Source organism: Streptomyces sp. CA-249302 (assembly GCF_050936785.1).
Classification (GTDB): Bacteria; Actinomycetota; Actinomycetes; order Streptomycetales; family Streptomycetaceae; genus Streptomyces.
In genome coordinates this window covers 7,573,260-7,590,934 of record NZ_JBNJMG010000001.1, presented here as the reverse complement: position 1 = coordinate 7,590,934, position 17,675 = coordinate 7,573,260, and the positions used below count along the sequence as shown (strand labels likewise).

General features: G+C 71.4%; 17 protein-coding genes and 1 pseudogene. 4 read left to right on the top strand and 14 right to left on the bottom strand.

Annotated features, from left to right (window positions below; translation table 11 throughout):
- Window positions 1-60: 60 nt before the first annotated feature.
- The 3 genes and pseudogenes from ACQEWB_RS34525 to ACQEWB_RS34515 all read left to right on the top strand — a co-directional run.
- Window positions 61-204: pseudogene (locus tag ACQEWB_RS34525) on the top strand (1,3-beta-glucanase); the annotation flags it as partial.
- Window positions 205-241: 37 nt separating this feature from the next.
- Window positions 242-727 carry a hypothetical protein gene (locus tag ACQEWB_RS34520; protein WP_432838041.1) on the top strand — a complete coding sequence of 162 codons (486 nt, stop codon included), beginning with the start codon at window positions 242-244 and terminating at the stop codon, window positions 725-727.
- A 5-nt stretch (window positions 728-732) separates the two neighbouring features.
- A complete protein-coding gene (locus tag ACQEWB_RS34515; protein ID WP_432838039.1) occupies window positions 733-1,212 on the top strand; it encodes a hypothetical protein in 480 nt (159 codons plus the stop codon).
- Between the two features lie 28 nt (window positions 1,213-1,240).
- On the opposite strand, the gene cimA is transcribed toward ACQEWB_RS34515, so the two are convergent.
- From cimA to ACQEWB_RS34455, 12 genes are all read right to left on the bottom strand, one after another.
- The gene (cimA, locus tag ACQEWB_RS34510; protein ID WP_432838037.1) at window positions 1,241-2,845 is read right to left on the bottom strand and encodes a citramalate synthase; all 1,605 of its coding nucleotides are present in this window, start codon (window positions 2,843-2,845) and stop codon (window positions 1,241-1,243) included.
- A gap of 307 nt (window positions 2,846-3,152) precedes the next feature.
- Window positions 3,153-4,226: a TolB family protein gene (locus ACQEWB_RS34505; RefSeq protein WP_432838035.1), complete on the bottom strand. Its 1,074-nt coding sequence runs from the start codon at window positions 4,224-4,226 to the stop codon at window positions 3,153-3,155.
- Entirely contained in the window at window positions 4,223-5,521 is a 1,299-nt protein-coding gene (locus ACQEWB_RS34500) for a TolB family protein (RefSeq protein WP_432838033.1), read from the bottom strand. The genes ACQEWB_RS34505 and ACQEWB_RS34500 overlap by 4 nt, the downstream gene beginning before the upstream one ends.
- A 26-nt stretch (window positions 5,522-5,547) precedes the next feature.
- Window positions 5,548-6,831: a TolB family protein gene (locus ACQEWB_RS34495; RefSeq protein ID WP_432838031.1), complete on the bottom strand. Its 1,284-nt coding sequence runs from the start codon at window positions 6,829-6,831 to the stop codon at window positions 5,548-5,550.
- Between the two features lie 122 nt (window positions 6,832-6,953).
- Window positions 6,954-7,556, bottom strand: coding sequence for a TetR/AcrR family transcriptional regulator (locus ACQEWB_RS34490; RefSeq protein WP_432838029.1), 603 nt, complete (start codon window positions 7,554-7,556; stop codon window positions 6,954-6,956).
- Entirely contained in the window at window positions 7,553-8,050 is a 498-nt protein-coding gene (locus ACQEWB_RS34485) for a hypothetical protein (protein WP_432838027.1), read from the bottom strand. The genes ACQEWB_RS34490 and ACQEWB_RS34485 overlap by 4 nt, the downstream gene beginning before the upstream one ends.
- Before the next feature lie 9 nt (window positions 8,051-8,059).
- A complete protein-coding gene (locus tag ACQEWB_RS34480; RefSeq protein WP_432838025.1) occupies window positions 8,060-9,085 on the bottom strand; it encodes an agmatine deiminase family protein in 1,026 nt (341 codons plus the stop codon).
- Window positions 9,086-9,093: 8 nt separating this feature from the next.
- The gene (locus ACQEWB_RS34475) at window positions 9,094-10,806 is read right to left on the bottom strand and encodes an urease subunit alpha (protein ID WP_432838023.1); all 1,713 of its coding nucleotides are present in this window, start codon (window positions 10,804-10,806) and stop codon (window positions 9,094-9,096) included.
- A complete protein-coding gene (ureA, locus tag ACQEWB_RS34470) occupies window positions 10,803-11,504 on the bottom strand; it encodes an urease subunit gamma (protein ID WP_432838021.1) in 702 nt (233 codons plus the stop codon). The genes ACQEWB_RS34475 and ureA overlap by 4 nt, the downstream gene beginning before the upstream one ends.
- 221 nt (window positions 11,505-11,725) lie before the next feature.
- Window positions 11,726-12,070, bottom strand: a complete 345-nt coding sequence (locus ACQEWB_RS34465; RefSeq protein ID WP_432838019.1) for a hypothetical protein — start codon at window positions 12,068-12,070, stop codon at window positions 11,726-11,728.
- Window positions 12,071-12,166: 96 nt separating this feature from the next.
- Complete coding sequence (locus tag ACQEWB_RS34460; RefSeq protein ID WP_432838017.1) at window positions 12,167-13,273, bottom strand: branched-chain amino acid aminotransferase; 1,107 nt, start codon at window positions 13,271-13,273, stop codon at window positions 12,167-12,169.
- A gap of 243 nt (window positions 13,274-13,516) precedes the next feature.
- The gene (locus tag ACQEWB_RS34455; protein ID WP_432838015.1) at window positions 13,517-14,560 is read right to left on the bottom strand and encodes a 3-isopropylmalate dehydrogenase; all 1,044 of its coding nucleotides are present in this window, start codon (window positions 14,558-14,560) and stop codon (window positions 13,517-13,519) included.
- A 142-nt stretch (window positions 14,561-14,702) separates the two neighbouring features.
- On the opposite strand from ACQEWB_RS34455, the gene ACQEWB_RS34450 reads away from it, so the two are divergent.
- Complete coding sequence (locus ACQEWB_RS34450; protein ID WP_432838013.1) at window positions 14,703-16,304, top strand: purple acid phosphatase family protein; 1,602 nt, start codon at window positions 14,703-14,705, stop codon at window positions 16,302-16,304.
- Between the two features lie 86 nt (window positions 16,305-16,390).
- On the opposite strand, the gene ACQEWB_RS34445 is transcribed toward ACQEWB_RS34450, so the two are convergent.
- Complete coding sequence (locus tag ACQEWB_RS34445; RefSeq protein WP_020121043.1) at window positions 16,391-16,522, bottom strand: hypothetical protein; 132 nt, start codon at window positions 16,520-16,522, stop codon at window positions 16,391-16,393.
- A 270-nt stretch (window positions 16,523-16,792) separates the two neighbouring features.
- Window positions 16,793-17,623: an alpha/beta fold hydrolase gene (locus tag ACQEWB_RS34440; protein ID WP_432838010.1), complete on the bottom strand. Its 831-nt coding sequence runs from the start codon at window positions 17,621-17,623 to the stop codon at window positions 16,793-16,795.
- Window positions 17,624-17,675 lie beyond the last annotated feature (52 nt).

Below are 17,675 nucleotides of genomic sequence, written 5' to 3'. Positions count from 1 at the left end.
CTCAGGACTTAGATCACGCCGTGAGTTAACTAACGGCCCACAGACCCGTCAAGACGCCACGTCAGACATTCCGGGAAGGGCCTTCGTTCCTGCGCAGTCCGACGGGGATCGCAGGCGAAGGTGCAGTTGTACGACTGCAACGGGACCGGTGCGCAACGGTGGTCGCGCAACGCGCCGACCGGTGATGTCGTGAACACGGCGGCGAAGGGCGGGCCGTGTCCCGCCGGTGAGGGGGCGGGGCATGAGACGTACGGGAGTCGCGGCGGTCGGGGCGGCGGTGGGGAGTCTGCTGCTCGCCGGGTGCAGTCCGGCCGAACTGCCCCTCGCCGCCGCGTCGTTGGACGAGGACGGGAAGCCCGTGGTGATCGTCCGCCCGTGCGGGGACGACCGGATCGGTCCGCTGCACCTGGTCAGCGGCGCCGGGGACGACGGCGTCGATCCGGGCACCTCGTGGTTCCAGACGACCGACGCCCGGGTCGGCAGGACGACGTTCCCGCTCTTCTCCCCTCCCGGCTCGCTCGGGGTGAGGGCGTACGGTCCCCAGCACCTGTCGACCGGGGCCGGTTACCACCTGGACATCTCCGGCGGCCGGGGCTGGGACGCGTACAACGTCTCGCTCTCCTTCACCGCCGAGGACCTGGCCGGCCTCAAGCCCGGTCAGGTCTGGGCCGACCGCCGGGCGATGAGCCGGGACGACTTCGACGACCTGGTGGGTGACAGGTGCTGAGGCGGATGGTGGTTTCCCTGGTGGGGGTCGTCGGCGGCGCGCTGACGCTTACCGGGTGCGGGGCCGTCGATCTGCCGCTGGCCGGGGTGCGGATGGGGGGCGACGGGGTGCCGTATGCCCTGATCCGGCCCTGCGGGGGCGACCCGTACATGAAGCCGTCGCTCGACGGGTGGGCCGGGGCCGCCGACGACGGGCCCTCCGTCACGGGGTGGGGGGTGAAGAAGGAGAACCTGAAGGGGGACGCCGACTTCCCGCTGTTCTCGCCGCCGACCGCGTGGCAGGCCCGGCAGCACGGCGCCCGGCGGCTGCTGCCGAAGCACCACTACACGCTGGTCTTCGCGCACTACGTCACCGGCGACTCCTACAACGGGGTCGTCGACTTCTCCACCGAGGACGTCGGGAAACTGAAGCCGGGGCAGGTCTGGGCCGACGGCCGGGTCATGAGCCCCGGCGAGTTCGAGGAACTCGCCGAGGACTCCTGCTGAAGCTGAACCACCCCTGAAACGCGCGGAGTTACTGCGCGGGCTGCACCCCGGCCCGCAGCAGGCCGTACGTGTACGCGTCCTCCAGGGCCTGCCAGGAGGCGGCGATGACGTTGTCCGCGACGCCCACCGTCGACCACTCCGCGGAGCCGTCGGACGTGGAGATCAGGACGCGGGTCGTGGACTGGGTGCCGTGCACGCCTTCGAGGATGCGGACCTTGTAGTCGACCAGGTCGAGCTTGGCGAGCTGGGGGTAGATCTTCTCCAGGGCGACGCGCAGGGCACGGTCGAGGGCGTTGACCGGGCCGTTGCCCTCCGCGGTGGCGACGATGCGCTCCCCCTTGGCGAAGAGCTTCACCGTGGCCTCGTTGGCGTGGCTGCCGTCGGGGCGGTCCTCGACGATGGCCCGCCAGGACTCGACCTGGAAGTAGCTGAGCGGCCTGCCCTCGACCTCGCCGCGCAGCAGCAGCTCGAAGGAGGCGTCGGCGGCCTCGTAGGTGTAGCCCTTGAGCTCGCGCTCCTTGACCCGCTCGACAACCCGGCCGACCAGCTCGCGGTCGCCGCCGAGGTCGACGCCGAGCTCCTTGCCCTTGAGCTCGACGGAGGCGCGGCCCGCCATGTCGGACACGAGCATCCGCATGGTGTTGCCGACCTGCTCGGGGTCGATGTGCTGGTACAGGTCCGGGTCGACCTTGATCGCGGAGGCGTGCAGGCCGGCCTTGTGCGCGAAGGCGGAGACACCGACGTACGGCTGGTGCGTGGACGGCGTGAGGTTGACGACCTCGGCGATGGCGTGCGAGATACGGGTCATCTCGCGGAGCTTGCCCTCGGGCAGGACCTGCTTGCCGTACTTGAGCTCCAGGGCGGCGACGACCGGGAAGAGGTTGGCGTTGCCGACGCGCTCGCCGTAGCCGTTGGCCGTGCACTGGACGTGGGTGGCGCCCGCGTCGACGGCGGCGAGGGTGTTGGCGACCGCGCAGCCCGTGTCGTCCTGGGTGTGGATGCCGAGCCGGGCGCCGGTGTCCGCGAGGACGGTCGACACGACGGCCTGGACCTGCGCCGGCAGCATGCCGCCGTTGGTGTCGCAGAGGATGACGACGGAGGCGCCGGCCTCGGAGGCGGCCCGTACGACGGCCTTCGCGTACTCCGGGTTGGCGCGGTAGCCGTCGAAGAAGTGCTCGCAGTCGACGAAGACGCGGCGGCCCTGCTCGCGCAGGAAGGAGACGGTGTCGCGGACCATCTCCAGGTTCTCGTCCAGCGTGGTGCGCAGGGCGAGCTCGACGTGCCGGTCGTGGGACTTGGCGACCAGCGTGATCACCTCGGCGCCCGAGTCCAGGAGCGCCTTGACCTGCGGGTCCTCGCTCGCCTTGGCGTTCGCCCGGCGGGTGGCGCCGAAGGCGACGAGCTGGGCGTGCTTGAAGTCGATCTCCTGCCGGGCGCGGGCGAAGAACTCGGTGTCCCGCGGGTTGGCGCCGGGCCAGCCGCCCTCGATGAAGCCCATCCCGAAGTCGTCCAGGTGCCGTGCGATCGCGAGCTTGTCGGCGACGGTGAGGTTGATGCCCTCGCGCTGCGCGCCGTCGCGCAGGGTGGTGTCGAAGACGTGGAACGAATCGTCGAGCTCGCTGGTTTCGGTCATGGTGTCAAGGCTCCTGTGTTGGATCTCGGTCTGTACCGGATTGACCGGCTCCACCGTCCTCCAATGATCCCTCGCGCTGCGCTCCCGGCTGAAGGTGGGCCAGAAAAGCGAAAAACCCCTCGCGGGTGCGAGAGGTCTGCGCGCGGGTCGAGGACGACGGTGTCCGCCCGTACCTGGTCGTACGTGGCGGTCACTGCGGACCGGCGCGCCTGCTGCCAATAATCATGGCGAACGAGAGCACGGGGGCAGTCTGGCACAACCCGCCCCCGCGCGAACCCTCGTCTCAGAATGCGAACCCTCCGGGGGTTCAGTGGATGTGGTCGAGGAACACGTCCGGGACCCCGTTGGTGTCGTCCGGCACCAGGGCGTCGGACGCGGAGGTGAAGGCGACGGCACGCCCGCCACGGGTGACCGAGCCGGGTACGGCGATGGAGCCCGCCGGGGCGACCGCCTCCCGCCGGCCGGTGCGGCGGTCTAGCAGGGTCAGGCCGTCATCGCCGCTCAGGAGGACGTGACGGAGGCCGGCATCGGCCGCCTCCGCCTCGACGTCGGCGACCCGGCGGTCCCGGCCGGTGCGCAGATCGTGCACGTAGGAGACGTAACCCCCTTCCTGTGCACGGGAGTTGTACAGCACCCGGCGTCCGTCGGCGGAGACCTGGACGACGACCGCCGACGTGCCCGTGGCCACGAGGCGGGTCTCGCCGGTGGTGCGGTCCTCGACGTACAGGGCGGAGTCGGTCGTGGTCTGCACGCCGTACGCCACGAACCGGCCGTCCGTGCTGAGCCGGCCGCCCGTGATCCAGCCCGGGTGGTCCACCGGGTCGATCATCTCGTCCGCGCCGGTGGTCAGGTCGCGGACGAACAGGTGCAGTGAGCCGTTGTTCCCGCTGCGGTTGCCGATGGTGTAGGCCGCGTGCTCGCCGTCGGCGCTGAGCGCGGTGAGGTCGCTGCGCTCGTAGCGGGTGTCCGTGGGCGGATTGGCCGGCCACAGCTCCTGGGTCGCGCCGCCGTGGCGGTCGTACACCATGGCGTGGAAGAAGTGGTAGACGCCGGAGGTGTAGCCGACGATCCGGCCGTCGGCGCTGATCGCCGGGCCGGTCACGTCCGCGTGCGCGTTGGGGAGGTGCTGTGTCCCGCCGGTGCGCAGGTCTTTGAGCAGGGCGCAGCTGAGGCCGTAGCCGGTGCAGGCGTCGCTGCGCGCCACGAAGACGGCGTACCGGCCGGTGGCGCTGACCACGCCGTCGGAGGACGGTGCGGTCAGCTGTGTGCCGTCCGCGGCGAGGCTCACCCGCTGGACGCCGGCCGGTGCGGCGTGCGCCGGGGTGGCGGCCAGGACGAACGCGCCGGTCAGGGCGGCGGCGACGCAGAGGAGCCGTCTCACCGCTTCGCCTCCGGCCGTCGTACGAAGATGTCGGCGACGCCGTTCGAGTCGCCGGGGACGAGGTTCGTGGCCGTGGAGGTGAAGGCGGCACGGCCGCCGGCGCTCAGGGACACGGGGCCGGCGGGGCCGTCGGACTGGGCGCCGTCGGCCGCGAGGCTGATCCGCTCGACGGCGCCGGTGCGCAGGTCCTTGAGGAAGACGTCGGCCACGCCGTTGGTGTCGCCCGGCACCAGGTTGTCGGCGGAGGAGACGAAGGCGACGCGGCTGCCGTCGGCGGTCAGGCTGACGCCGCCGCTCGGTCCGTCCGCCTGGGTGCCGTCGGCCGCGGTGCTCACCCGCTGCGTGGTCTTGAGCCGCCGGTCGAAGAGGAAGGCGTCGCCGGTCTTGTTGGTGTCGCCCGGGACGAGGCTGTCGACGTTGGAGGAGAAGGCGACATAGCGGGCGTCGGCGCTCATCGACGGGCCCCAGGAGCTGGACTTGTAGACGAACCGGGCGGGGATGCTGACCTGCTCGGTGGTGCCGGCGACGCGGTCGCGGACGTACACGTTGGTCGCGTGGGTCCAGTCGTGCGCCGGGTCCAGCTGGGCCGCGGTGGTGAAGGCGACGTAGCGGCCGTCCGCGCTGAACGAGGTGAGGAACGAGTCGCTGTCGCCGAGGGTGCCGTCGGTGGCGTAGGCGACCAGCTCGTCCTTGCCGGTGCGGCGGTCGTGGACGATCACGTCGTCGCGGCCGTTGGTGTCGCCGGGTGCGGCGTCCGGGGCGGCGGTGCTGTAGGCCACGTAGCGGCCGTTCGCGCTGATGGTGGGCTCGTAGTTGAGCGCGAAGGTCGGTGTGGTGACGGCGTGGCCGTGGCTGATGCGCTGGGTGTGGTGGGTTCTGCGGTCGACGAGGTAGATGTCGTCGAGGCCGTTGTCGTCGTCGCGGGTCAGGGCGGCCTTGGTGGCGAGGACGACGTAACGGCCGTCGGCGCTGAGCTGCGGGTCGGCGGCCGGGCCCGCGGCGACGCGCTCGGTGCGGCCGGTGCGCAGGTCCTTGACGAAGACGTCGGCCACGCCGTTCCGGTCGCCCTTGACAAGGTTGTCGGCGGACGAGACGAAGGCGACGTAACGGCCGTTGGCGCTGATCGAGGGCGTCGAGGAGGCACCGTCGGCCTCGTGCCCGCCTGTGCTGGTGCTGGCCCGGAAGGTCCGGGGCAGTGCGGAGTCGGTGTGGGCGGCGGCCGGGAGAGCGGTGGCCGAGAGCGCGGCGACCAAGGTGGCGGCGCCCAATATGGCTGTGCGGCTGGCGAGTTGCATGGAATGTCCCCCTGAAGTGTGCGGTTTCAGCGCATACGACGGACGAAGCCGTCCTGGTGACCGTTGGTGTCGTCCGTGACCAACTGGCCGGAGGAGCTGCCCAGTCCGATATGGCGGGCGCCCGCGCTCACCGAGTACAGCGACACGGACTCGTCCGTGACGGGGCCGCCGGTGGTCGACCGGCTGACCAGGCTGGTGGAGCCGGTGCGCAGGTCGCGGAGGTAGACGTTCGTCGGCCCGGTCCACCCGTCGGGCAGCCGCGGTGCGGCCTGGTACGCCACGTACCGTCCGTCCGGGCTGAGCAGCGGGAAGCCGGGCACCGACTCACCGGCTGGCCCGGGGTCGATGCGCCGGGTGACGTCGGTGCGCAGGTCGCGGACGTAGAGGTGGGTCTGGCCGTCGGGGGTCTCGCCCGGGACCAGGCCGTCGCCCCAGTACTGGAAGACGACGGTCCGACCGTCCGCGGAGAGCCTGGGCCCATTGGCGGCGTGGTCCACCGGGGTGCCGTCCGCCCCGACGTTGACGCGTTCCTCGGTGCCGGTGCGGCGGTCGTGCACCCAGGTCACGCCGTTCGCACTACGTGGCACGAGCTGCGTGTACGACACGTAGCGGCCGTCGGCGCTGATGTCGCCCAACAGCGCCGGGACGGTCGGTCGGTCCCGGTTGGCGACGCGCCGCACGGCGCCGGTGCGGCGGTCGAAGACGTACACCGCGCCGAAGAGGTCGCCCGGATTCCGCTCCATGCGGTCGGCCTTGGCGTTGAAGGCGACGAAGCGGGCGTCCGGTGTCATGACGGCGGCGGCGGTGAAGGCGGAGCCGCCGTCGAGGGCTGCGCTGATCCGCTTGGTGCTGCCGGTGCGGCGGTCGTGCAGGTAGATGTCCTGGGCCGATTCGCTGGTCGGCGGGTTGTCCCAGTGGACGAGGTTGTGGGCGTTGGAGCTGAACAGGACGTACCGCCCGTCGGCGCTGATCCCCCGTGCCTCCGACATGCCGCCGTCGGCCTGGGTGCCGTCCGAGGCGACGTCGACCCGCTCGACGGTCCCCTTGCGCAGGTCGCGCACGAAGACGTCGGAGCTCCCGTTGGTGTCCCCCGGCACCAGATTGGACGCGTCCGCGGTGAAGACCGCGAACCGCCCGTCGGCGCTGAGCTGAGGCCCGTACGCGTTGCCGTTCCCCTGCTCTCCCGTCGCCGACACCGTGACCCGCTCGGTCCGCGCCGGCCGCGGCGCCGGCAGCGCCGAGGTGGCCGTCAGCGCGACGACCGCCCCCGCGACCGCCACGACGGACACCCCACGCATGGCTTTGTGCACGATTCCCCCTGTGTTCCCCGTTGGGCGCTGGTCCCCCGGCCCCGCGCCGAGGGCTCCTTCGAGACAAGCGCACCGCTCGACACAGGGCAATCCCCCGAATTGAGTACAACCCGGGCGTGTGGTCAGTCGTCCGCGAGGAGGCTGTCGTCGAGGAACTCCCGTACGTGGCCGAGAACTTGCGTACGATCCGTGCCCCGCAGCCCGACCGCCACATGGATGGAGAAGCCGTCGAGCAGGGCGCGCAGGCGGGTCGCGAAGCGGTCCGGGTCGACCGGTCGGAACTCGCCCCGGGACACCCCTTCGGCGAGCAGCGCCACCAGGTCGCGGTGCCAGACGCCCTCGATCGCCGCCTGCCGTTCGCGGGCATCCTCATCGGCGTTCTGCGAGCGGTTCCAGACCTCCAGCCACAGGGTCCAGTGCGGGTCGCGGTGGCCGTCGGGGACGTACAGGTCGACGTACGAGTCGAGCCGTTCGCGCGCCGTGCCCGCGCGCGCCAGCAGCCGGCCGCGCTCGGCACCCAGCCGGCCCTCGCTCCACTCCAGGGTGCGCAGCAGCAGCTCGTCCTTGGTGCGGAAGTAGTAGAGCAGGTGCCCGCTGCTCATCCCGACCTCGCGGCCGAGCGCCGCCATGGTGACCTTCTCCAGACCGCGCTCGGCGATCATGTCCATGGCGGCGGCGAGGATGCGCTCCCGCGGCGGGGCCGGGGTGCGCCGGGACGTGCTCATACGGCGGCCACCCGCACCGCGTCGGGCAGGAAGTGGGTCGCGTACGGCGCGCTGCAGTCGGCGAACAGTGTGGCCACCACCGCCCCGCACCCGGCGCACACCATGTTGGGGCCCTCGCGTCCGGGCGGACCGCAGCATCCGATCTCCTGGAAGGCGGGGTTGCCGGACAGGTACCCACGTGCGTCCTCGGGGTGGACCACCAGGGTGTCGCGCGGCCCGGCGGACATCAGGAACCCCTGCCCGTCGGGGTCTCCCATGCACCCGTTGCCCGGGTGGGCGGCGTCGCACCAGTCCGGGTCGGGATGCGGCACGTACGGCGCCCCGCACGGCTCCGGGTCCACCGCGTACGTCCCGAGCGGCACGGTCGGCGGGGCGTGGCGCGAGCCGTCGGGGTTCTTGCGGCCGTCGAACTCCGGACAGGGCGGCAGCTCCGGCAGGACACGCAGCGGCTCGGTCAGCCGGGCTCCGCAGGCGGCGCACATCAGCACATTCACCCGTACGTTCTACCTGACGCCCGCCCGCGGCTGCTGTTGAGTAATGCAGTGAACGCCGCCCCCGCCCGCGAAGATCGTCCGGGCGTCCACCAGCGTCACCGTCCGCTCGGGGAAGAGGCGGCGGAAGATGCCGACCGCGATCTCGTCGTTCGGGTCGTCGAAGGCGCAGAGCACCACGCCGCCGTTGCAGAGGTAGTGGTTGATGTACGAGTAGTCGACCCATTCACCGTCCTCGTCCTGGAGGACCGTGGGGGCGGGGATCTCGACGACCTCCAGGCGGCGGCCCTTCGCATCCGTCTGACCGCGCAGGATCTCGACGTACTCGCGCGAGCGGGCGTGGTCGGGGTGGGCCGGGTTCCGCTGGCTGTGGACGACCACGGTGCCGGGCCCGGCGAAGGCCGCGACGATGTCGACGTGGCCCTGGGTGCCGTAGGTGCCGTAGTCACCGGTCAGACCGTGCGGGAGCCAGATCGCCTTGGTGGTGCCGAGTCTGGCGTGGATCTCGGCCTCGACCTGCTCGCGGGTCCAGCCGGGGTTGCGGCCCGCGCCGAGCTGGACGGTGTCGGTCAGCAGGACCGTGCCCTCGCCGTCGACGTGGATGGCGCCGCCCTCGTTCACCAGCGGTGACGACAGCACCGGCACCTCCACCAGGTCCGCGACCCGGCGGGCGATCTTGGAGTCGTGCTCCCAGCGGGCCCACTCCTGGGCACCCCAGCCGTTGAACGTCCAGTCCACGGCGGCCAGTTCACGTCCGTCGGTGACGAAGGTGGGGCCGATGTCCCGCATCCACGCGTCGTCGAGTTCGCGCTCCACCAACTCCACGTCCGGGCCGAGCAGTTCACGCGCCGACCCGCCCTGCCCGGGTCCGTGCACCATCGTCACCGGCTCGAAGCGGCGCACGGCACGGGCCACGTTCGCCCAGGCCGTACGGGCCGCCGCCAGCTCCTCGTCGTCGGTGAAGGTCGGGTTCGGCCCCGGCCAGGCCATCCAGGTGCGTTCGTGCGGGGCCCACTCGGGGGGCATGCGGTAGGTCATGCGAAGTCCTAGAGGAAGTAGAGGCGGTTGAGGGAGACGGAGTCGGCGGGCTCCGAGTGCAGCGGCTCTCCGTCGAGGGTGACCAGGCCGGTGCGCTGGTCCACGTCCACCGCTCCGGTACGGGAGTTGAGCCGCAGGTCGGCGGGGCCGATACCGCGCGTGCCACGGACGGCGACCCGCCTGCGCCGGGTCGGCATGGTGTCGTTGCCCTGGTCGAGGGCGGCCTGCGCGACGAAGGCGACGGAGATGTCGGCGGGCGTGGCGCCGTGCGCGCCGAACTGGGGCCCCAGGACCAGGGGTTCGCAGGTGTCCGTCGCCGCGTTCGGGTCGCCGACCACGCCGTACGCCGGGAACCCGGCCTTGAGGACGAGTTGCGGCTTGGCGCCGAAGTACTCCGGCAGCCACAGCACGATGTCGGCGAGCTTGCCGACCTCGATCGAGCCGACCTCGTGCGAAAGGCCGTGCGCGATGGCCGGGTTGACGGTCAGCTTGGCCATGTACCGCAGGACGCGCTCGTTGTCGTGGCCGACGTCCGGGGCGCCGAACTCGGCCTTCATCTTCCCGGCCATCGCGAAGGTACGGCGGACGGTCTCGCCCGCCCGGCCCATGCCCTGCGCGTCGGACGAGGTGATGCCGATCGCGCCCAGGTCGTGCAGCACGTCCTCGGCGCCCATCGTCCCGGCGCGGATCCGGTCGCGGGCCATGGCCGCGTCCCCGGGCAGGTCGGTCTTCAGGTCGTGGACGGAGACGATCATCCCGTAGTGCTCGGCGACCGCGTCCCGCCCGAAGGGCAGGGTGGGGTTGGTGGACGAGCCGATGACGTTCGGGACGCCGGCCATCTTGAGCACGTTCGGGACGTGCCCGCCGCCGCACCCCTCGATGTGGAAGGCGTGGATGGTCCGCCCCTCCAGCACCCGCAGGGTGTCCTCCACCGACAGGCACTCGTTCAACCCGTCGCTGTGCAGGGCGACTTGGACGTCGTGCTCCTCGGCGACGCGAAGTGCCGTGTCCAGGGCGCGGGTGTGGGCGCCCATGTCCTCGTGCACCTTGAAGCCGGACGCCCCGCCCTCGGCGAGGGCCTCCACCAGAGGCGCCTCGTGCGAGGACGAACCCCGGCCCAGGAAACCGATGTTGACCGGCCAGGCGTCGAAGGCGTCGAAGGCATGGCGCAGCGCCCAGGGCGAGTTGACGCCGACGCCCCACACCGGCCCGAACTCCTGCCCGATGACCGTGGTCACGCCGGAGGCCAGCGAGGCCTCCATGATCCGCGGCGACAGCAGATGGACATGGGTGTCGACGGCCCCGGCGGTGGCGATGAGCCCCTCGCCGGACACGATCGAGGTGCCTGTACCGACCACGACGTCGACCCCGTCGAGCGTGTCGGGATTCCCGGCCCGCCCGATCCCGCAGATCCGCCCCTCCCGGATCCCGATCGACACCTTGCGGATCCCCTGCACGGCGTCGATGACGACGACGTTGCTGATCACGACGTCACAGGTGTCCCGCACGGCGGCGGCCTTGAGGTGCAGCCCGTCGCGCGCGGTCTTCCCGAACCCGGCCAGGAACTCGTCGCCGTACCGCTGCGAGTCGGACTCGACCCGGACGACGAGCCCCGAGTCGCCGAGCCGGATACGGTCGCCGGCGCGGGGGCCGTGGGTGGCCGCGTACTCGTAAGGGCTGAGCCGCCGGGCTTCGGCGGGGTGCCCTCCTGGCCTGCTCATCGCAGCTCTCCTTCCGTTTCCGCGCCGACCCCCAGATATCCGCAGGCGGCGGCCCGGCGCAGCGCCTCGTCCTTCGCGCCCGGCGCGTCCAGCGCCCCGTCGACGAGCCCCGCGAACCCGACCGCGATCCGCTCGCCGCCGATCGGCACGAGCCCGACCTCGGCGCTCTCCCCCGGCCCGAAGCGCACGGACGACCCGGCGGGAACGGCGAGCCGCATCCCGTAGGCCGCTGCCCTGACGAAGTCCAGGCGCGGGTTGGCCTCGAAGAAGTGGAAGTGGGAGGTGACGGAGACGGGGACGGTCGCGGTGTTGGTGACCGTGAGCCTCAGGACCGCCTCCGGCTCGGCATGCTCGGGCCCCGGCAGCAGCGCACCCGGGGCATCCGCGCCCAGCCCGCCCCCGATGGGGTCGGAGACGACCGCGAGCCGTGAACCGTCGTCGAAAACGGCCTCGACATGCACCTCGGTGACGACGTCCGCGACGCCGGGCAGCACGTCGGCGGGCCCGAGCACGGAGCGTGCGGCCTCGACGGCCTCCGCGAGCCGCTTCCCGTCGCGGGCCGCCTCGCACACGGTGTCCGCGATGAGCGCGGTGGCCTCCGGCACGTTGAGCCGGAGACCGCGGGCCCGTCGGGCCCGGGCCAGCTCGGCGGCCCCGAAGAGCAGCAGCCGGTCGCGCTCCGTGGGAGTCAGCCTCATCTCACCCTCCTCATTTAGAGCAACACTCTAAACAATAGATCCGCGCCCCGAAAGTCTTGACGCGCGGCAATGAGCAAGGACACATTGGGTGTCGATCCAAGATATTGAGTGCCACTCCAAAAGAGGCAGAGCCCCAGCCATGCCGATGGAACAGCGCGGAGTGGACACCATCCCCGAGGAGGAACGCACCAGCGATCGGCGCGGTGCCGTCCACCTCGCCCTCACGGTGCGCGGGACAGCTTCCGGTACCCCTCCTCGTCGGCCTCGGGGCCGAGGACGACGAGGATGCCGGTGACGGTGTCCTGGAGGACGATGGGGCGTGCAGCGACGGCGGGGGTGGGGCGCCGGACGAGTTCGCGCAGCCGGCGGTACGCGTCCTCGGCCAGCCTGCCGCCGACGCCGCCGAGGAAGGCACGCTCGGGCAGGGCGACCGGGAACAGCCAGGCCTTGCCGCCGCCGACGGTGGCGAGGTGGGTGCCGTCGGGGCTGAAGTCGGCGGCGAGGACCATCGGGTGGTAGCGGATGCGCGGCCGCTGCTCGCCGGTGCCGATGTCCCACACGTGCACGAAGGAGTGGCCGGCCGTGCCCAGGCGGCGGCCCGCACAGCAGGGGGAAGGCGAAGCCCGCCGCGACGGGCGCGGCGGGCTTCGGGGCCTGGTGGGCTAGCCGAGCCTGTGCATCCAGCCGTGCTTGTCCTGTGCCGTGCCGCGCTGGATGTTCAGCAGCGCCTCGCGCAGCCTGAGAGTGACCTCGCCCGGCTCACCAGCCGTCTGCTGCCACTCCGCCCCCGTCCGCTTCACCGTCCCGACCGGCGTGATCACCGCCGCCGTACCGCAGGCGAAGACCTCGGTCAGGGAGCCGTTCTCGGAGTCGCGCTGCCACTGGTCGACGGAGATACGGCCCTCCTCGGCCTCGTAGCCGAGGTCGCGCGCGACCTTCAGCAGCGAGTCGCGGGTGACGCCCTCCAGGATGGAGCCGGTGAGGGTGGGGGTCACGATCACCGGCTTTTCACCGGGCGCGGCGCCGTACACGAAGTACAGGTTCATGCCGCCGAGTTCCTCGACCCACTTGCGCTCGACCGCGTCGAGGTAGCAGACCTGCGCGCAGCCCTCGGCCGCGGCCTCGGCCTGCGCCAGCAGCGACGCCGCGTAGTTGCCGCCGGTCTTCGCGTCGCCCATGCCGCCGGGGACCGCGCGGACGTGGTCCTCGGAGACCCAGATGGAGACGGGCTTGACGCCGCCGGGGAAGTACGCGCCGGCGGGGGACGCGATGACCATGAAGAGGTACTCGTTGGCCGGCTTCACGCCCAGCCCGACCTCGGTCGCGATCATGAAGGGGCGCAGGTAGAGCGACTCCTCGCCGCCGTGCGCGGGGACCCACGCCTCGTCCTGCTTCACCAGCACGTCGCAGGCCTCGACGAACGTCTCGACCGGCAGCTCCGGCATGCCGAGCCGGCGGGCGGAGGCCTGGAAGCGCTTGGCGTTGCGGTCCGGGCGGAAGCTGGCGACCGAGCCGTCGGGCTGGCGGTACGCCTTCAGGCCCTCGAAGATCTCCTGCGCGTAGTGCAGGACCATGGTGGCCGGGTCGAGGGAGATCGGCGCGTACGGGACGAGCTGGCCGTCGTGCCAGCCGCGGCCCTCCGTCCACTTGATGATCACCATGTGGTCGGTGAAGTGGCGGCCGAACCCGGGGTTCGCCAGGATCGCGTCGCGTTCCGCGGCGGAAAGTGGCGAGGCCGAGGGCTTGAGCTCGATCGTGGGCGTCGTCATGAGTGGTTGTCCTTCACCGGTTGTGTAGTGACGGGCCGCGCTCACGCCCGCTACTGCCAGTGGCCAGTGTTAGGACGTCCGAGCATTGCCTCATGCCGCGGCTCCGCGTTCGATTATCGCGCGCGCGGAGCCGTGGAGGAAAACGGCGTGAATGCGGTCCGGGGATGATGGTGGCACCCGGCGGGGACACAGGGGAAGCCGCCGGGTGCGGATGCGACCCGGCGGCTTCGAGGAGCAGCGGGGTCAGCCGGCTACTCGTACGGCCAGCGCGTCGCCGATCTCCGACGTGCTGCGGGCGGGCTTGCCGGTGCGCTCGGCGAGGTCGACCGAGACGGCCTCGTCGATGCGGGCGGCCTCGGCCTCGTAGCCGAGGTGGCGCAGGAGCAGGGCGACGGACAGGACCGTGGCGGTGGGGTCGGCCTTGCCCTGACCGGCGATGTCCGGGGCCGAACCGTGGACCGGCTCGAACATGGACGGGAACTCTCGGCCGGGGTTGATGTTCCCGGAGGCCGCGACGCCGATGCCGCCGGAGACGGCCGCGGCGAGGTCGGTGATGATGTCGCCGAAGAGGTTGTCGGTGACGATCACGTCGAAGCGGCCGGGGTCGGTGACCAGGTAGATGGTCGCGGCGTCGACGTGGATGTAGTCGGTGGTGACCTCGGGGAACTCCTCGGCCACCTTGTTGAAGGTGTTCGTCCACAGGTGACCGGCGAAGGTCAGGACGTTGTTCTTGTGGACGAGGGTGAGCTTCTTGCGCGGGCGGGCCTGGGCGCGGGCGAAGGCGTCCCGGACGACGCGCTCGACGCCGAAGGCCGTGTTCACGGAGACCTCGGTGGCGACCTCGTGCTCGGTGCCCTTGCGGATGGTGCCGCCGTTGCCGGTGTACGGCCCCTCGGTACCCTCACGGACCACGACGAAGTCGATCTGCGGCTCACCGGCGAGCGGGGTCGCCACACCCGGGAGCAGCTTCGAGGGACGCAGGTTGACGTGGTGGTCGAAGGCGAAGCGGAGCTTGAGCAGGAAGCCGCGCTCCAGGACGCCGGACGGGACGCTCGGGTCGCCGATGGCGCCGAGCAGGATCGCGTCGTGCTGCTTGAGGGAGTCGAGGTCGGCCTCGGTGAGGGTCTCACCGGTGGCGTGGTAGCGCTTGGCGCCGAAGTCGTACTCCTGGGTCTCCAGCTTCACATCCTGCGGAAGGACGGCGGAGAGGACCTTGAGACCTTCGGCCACGACTTCCTGACCGATGCCGTCACCGGGAATCACTGCGAGATTGATGCTGCGAGACATGTCGGCACCCTACTCCTCGTCCCATGGGATGACATGCGCTGTCCGCGATACGGACACGCCGTCGACCACCGGCGTCAACAAGTCGCCACCCGTTCACCCCTATGTATGGCGGCCGTTGGGATTCGCTGGGAACTTCACAGTCATGACCCTCCTTTCCAGGGGGACACCCCCCGGACCCCCCGTACCCGACTTCGGCATCCCCCCGCAGCTCGCGCGCCGGATGAGCATGGCCGAGCAGCACGAGTACCTGCGGACGAAGCTGATGCGCCGCCGCACGCTGGTGACGGCGGGCGCGGTGGCGGCGGGCGGGCTGCTGGCTGGCTGCGGGGGCAGCGGATCGGGCAGCGCGCGGGGTACGGCGACACAGTCGCCTGCGACCTCGAAGGTGCCCGGCTCGGCCGTCTCCCCCTTCGGCCGCCATCTCGCCTTCGGCGCCGACCCGAGGACGCAGATGCGGGTGTCCTGGCAGGTCCCGGCCGCGGTGAAGAAGCCGTACGTCCGGATCGGCCTGAAGCCGGACGACCTGAGCCGGAAGGCCGAGGCCGAGATCCGCGACCTGCACACCCCGGGCGTCACCGGCGTACGCCTGGCGCTGGAGCAGTACTACGTGCACGCGGCCGTGGACGGCCTCCGCCCCGGCACCACGTACTACTACGGCGTCGGCCACGAGGGCTTCGACCCCGCCTCCCCCGCTCACCGCTCGACGATCTCCAGCTTCCGCACCGCGCCGGCCACCGCCGAGAAGTTCGTCTTCACGGCCTTCGGCGACCAGGGCGTCAGCCAGGCGGCGGCCGCCAACGACCACGTCCTGCTGCGCCAGAACCCCGCCTTCCACCTCCACGCGGGCGACATCTGCTACGCCGACGGAAACGGCCGGGGCCAGAAGTCGGACGGCTACGACCCCTCGTACTGGGACCTGTTCCTCAAGCAGAACGAGTCGGTGGCGAGGACCGTCCCCTGGATGGTGACGACCGGCAACCACGACATGGAGGCCTGGTACTCGCCGGACGGCTACGGCGGCCAGCTGGCCCGCTGGTCCCTCCCGGACAGCGGCTTCGACGCGCGGACGGCGCCGGGGGTGTACGCCTTCACGTACGGCAACGTCGGTTTCGTGGCGCTGGACGCGAACGACGTGTCGTACGAGATCCCGGCGAACCTGGGCTACAGCGGCGGGCGCCAGACGAAGTGGCTGGACGGAAAGCTGGCCGAGCTGCGGTCGACCAAGGGGGTCGATTTCATCGTCGTCTTCTTCCACCACTGCGCGTACTCGACCTCCGCGCACGCCTCCGACGGCGGGGTGCGGGCTCAGTGGCTGCCGCTGCTCGAGAAGCACCAGGTGGATCTGGTGGTCAACGGCCACAACCATGTGTACGAGCGCACGGACGCGGTGAAGGCCGGCGGGGTCGGCAGGGCGGTGCCGGTCGGGGCGTCGACGGACCCGACGAAGGACGGGACCGTGTACGTCACGGCGGGCGGCGGCGGGAAGGACCTGTACGGCTTCCCGTCGGGCGTGCAGGAGAGCTACGAGGGTCACATCACGCGCCACGACACCATCAGGACCTCGCACTGGACGAAGGCCCAGTCGGCCGAGGCGGAGACGGCGGAGTGGTCGCGGGTGCGCTACCGGGGCTTCTCGCTGCTGTCGGTGGAGGCGGAGGGCGGCACTCGGCCGGTGCTCAAGGTGTCGGCGCTCACGGACAGCGGCAAGCGGATCGATCACTTCGAGGTGCGGCGCGGGGTGTGAGTCCGCCACTTCGAGGTGCGGCGCGGGGTGTGAGTCCGCGCCGCACCCCTGCGGGTGCGGCTCCCGGCTTGTAGGTGATGCCCGGCTCAGTGGCCGGTCGAACCGCCGTTGTCCCTGCGGTCCAGGGCGCGCTGGAGGGCGGCTGCGGCGTTCTTGCGGTCGGACTCGCTCGTGCGGGACGTGTGACGGACTCGGCGGCGTGCGGTCGTCTCGGCCATGGGAAATCGACTCCTTCGAAATCCGGGAGTGCGGAAAGGGGTTACGAGACGCCGGAGTGGGCGGGGAGCGGTGCCGCAGGGGTTGCCTGCACGGGGCCCGGCTCACGACCGCCATTCGCTTGGTCGAGCGAGACGTTCGGCTTCTACAAAGCTAAGGGAGGAGTCCGGGTCTGTCTCCACAATTACTCGGACTTCCTACTATCTGAGACGGTGGATTGGGTCACACACCTCTGAGCTGCGCTTTTATGGGGACGGTCCGAGGGCCACGGTCTATCGGAGCGCCACCGCGACCGCCTCACGGAAGCCCTTGGGATCCTCGGCCCACGGCAGGTGCCCGGCGCCGGGGAGCACCACCCGGCGCACCCGGGGCAGCGCACGCTCCAGCGAGTCGACGGCGGAGCGCGGGCGGATGTCGTGGGCGCCGTCGACGATCACCACGGGCACGTCGAGGGCGGCGCAGGCGTCGTACAACTCGGATGTGCCCCAGGTGCGCCGGGTCTCGTCGTTGAGTTCCCGGCTGCACTCCTGGTTTATCCCGAACCAGGGGTCGGCCATCCGCCCGGCCAGTTCCATGGCCCGCGCGCGTTCCTCGAACTCGGCGGACCACTGGATCACCGCCCGCTCCCGATCGTCCCTGCCCAACTCCCGCCAGCGAGCGAGCCGTTCAGGGTCCTCGCTCAGCCGGGCGAGGAGGTTCTCCTCGTAACCCCCGTGCCACTCCGCGACCGGCCCGATCCCCGTACCGGCCACGTACACCAGCGCCCGCACCCGCTGCGGATGGGCCAACGCATAGCTCAACGCCAGCTGCGCACCCCAGGAGTGCCCGAGCAACGCCACCCGTTCCACCCCGAAGTGCCGCCGCACGGCGTCCAGATCCCCCACGAACCGCTCGCTCGTCCACGGCCCGTCGGACCGCTCCGAACGCCCGCACCCCCGCTGGTCCCACCGCACGACGGACGTCACGTCGGCCAACAGCTCGGCGACGTCAGCGAACATGTCCCACAAGCCGGGCCCGCCGTGGCACAACACCAGTGGCTCGCCAGCCCCTTCGGACCGCGAGGCCCACAGTCGTACGCCGTCGTCCGCGATCACCGTCTCCATGGCGCCAGTCTGCCGGGGCGGGCATGCGAACGGGCCAGGTCGGCGAGACCTG

Bases quoted from the DNA above. Each gene is read 5' to 3' on its own strand.
- ACQEWB_RS34460 (WP_432838017.1), bottom strand. From the start codon at position 13,273: ATGACGACGCCCACGATCGAGCTCAAGCCCTCGGCCTCGCCACTTTCC.
- ACQEWB_RS34520 (WP_432838041.1), top strand. From the start codon at position 242: ATGAGACGTACGGGAGTCGCGGCGGTCGGGGCGGCGGTGGGGAGTCTG.
- ACQEWB_RS34475 (WP_432838023.1), bottom strand. From the start codon at position 10,806: ATGAGCAGGCCAGGAGGGCACCCCGCCGAAGCCCGGCGGCTCAGCCCT.
- ureA (WP_432838021.1), bottom strand. From the start codon at position 11,504: ATGAGGCTGACTCCCACGGAGCGCGACCGGCTGCTGCTCTTCGGGGCC.
- ACQEWB_RS34440 (WP_432838010.1), bottom strand. From the start codon at position 17,623: ATGGAGACGGTGATCGCGGACGACGGCGTACGACTGTGGGCCTCGCGG.
- cimA (WP_432838037.1), bottom strand. From the start codon at position 2,845: ATGACCGAAACCAGCGAGCTCGACGATTCGTTCCACGTCTTCGACACC.
- ACQEWB_RS34490 (WP_432838029.1), bottom strand. From the start codon at position 7,556: ATGAGCACGTCCCGGCGCACCCCGGCCCCGCCGCGGGAGCGCATCCTC.
- ACQEWB_RS34500 (WP_432838033.1), bottom strand. From the start codon at position 5,521: ATGCAACTCGCCAGCCGCACAGCCATATTGGGCGCCGCCACCTTGGTC.
- ACQEWB_RS34455 (WP_432838015.1), bottom strand. From the start codon at position 14,560: ATGTCTCGCAGCATCAATCTCGCAGTGATTCCCGGTGACGGCATCGGT.
- ACQEWB_RS34445 (WP_020121043.1), bottom strand. From the start codon at position 16,522: ATGGCCGAGACGACCGCACGCCGCCGAGTCCGTCACACGTCCCGCACG.
- ACQEWB_RS34480 (WP_432838025.1), bottom strand. From the start codon at position 9,085: ATGACCTACCGCATGCCCCCCGAGTGGGCCCCGCACGAACGCACCTGG.
- ACQEWB_RS34515 (WP_432838039.1), top strand. From the start codon at position 733: ATGGTGGTTTCCCTGGTGGGGGTCGTCGGCGGCGCGCTGACGCTTACC.
- ACQEWB_RS34450 (WP_432838013.1), top strand. From the start codon at position 14,703: ATGACCCTCCTTTCCAGGGGGACACCCCCCGGACCCCCCGTACCCGAC.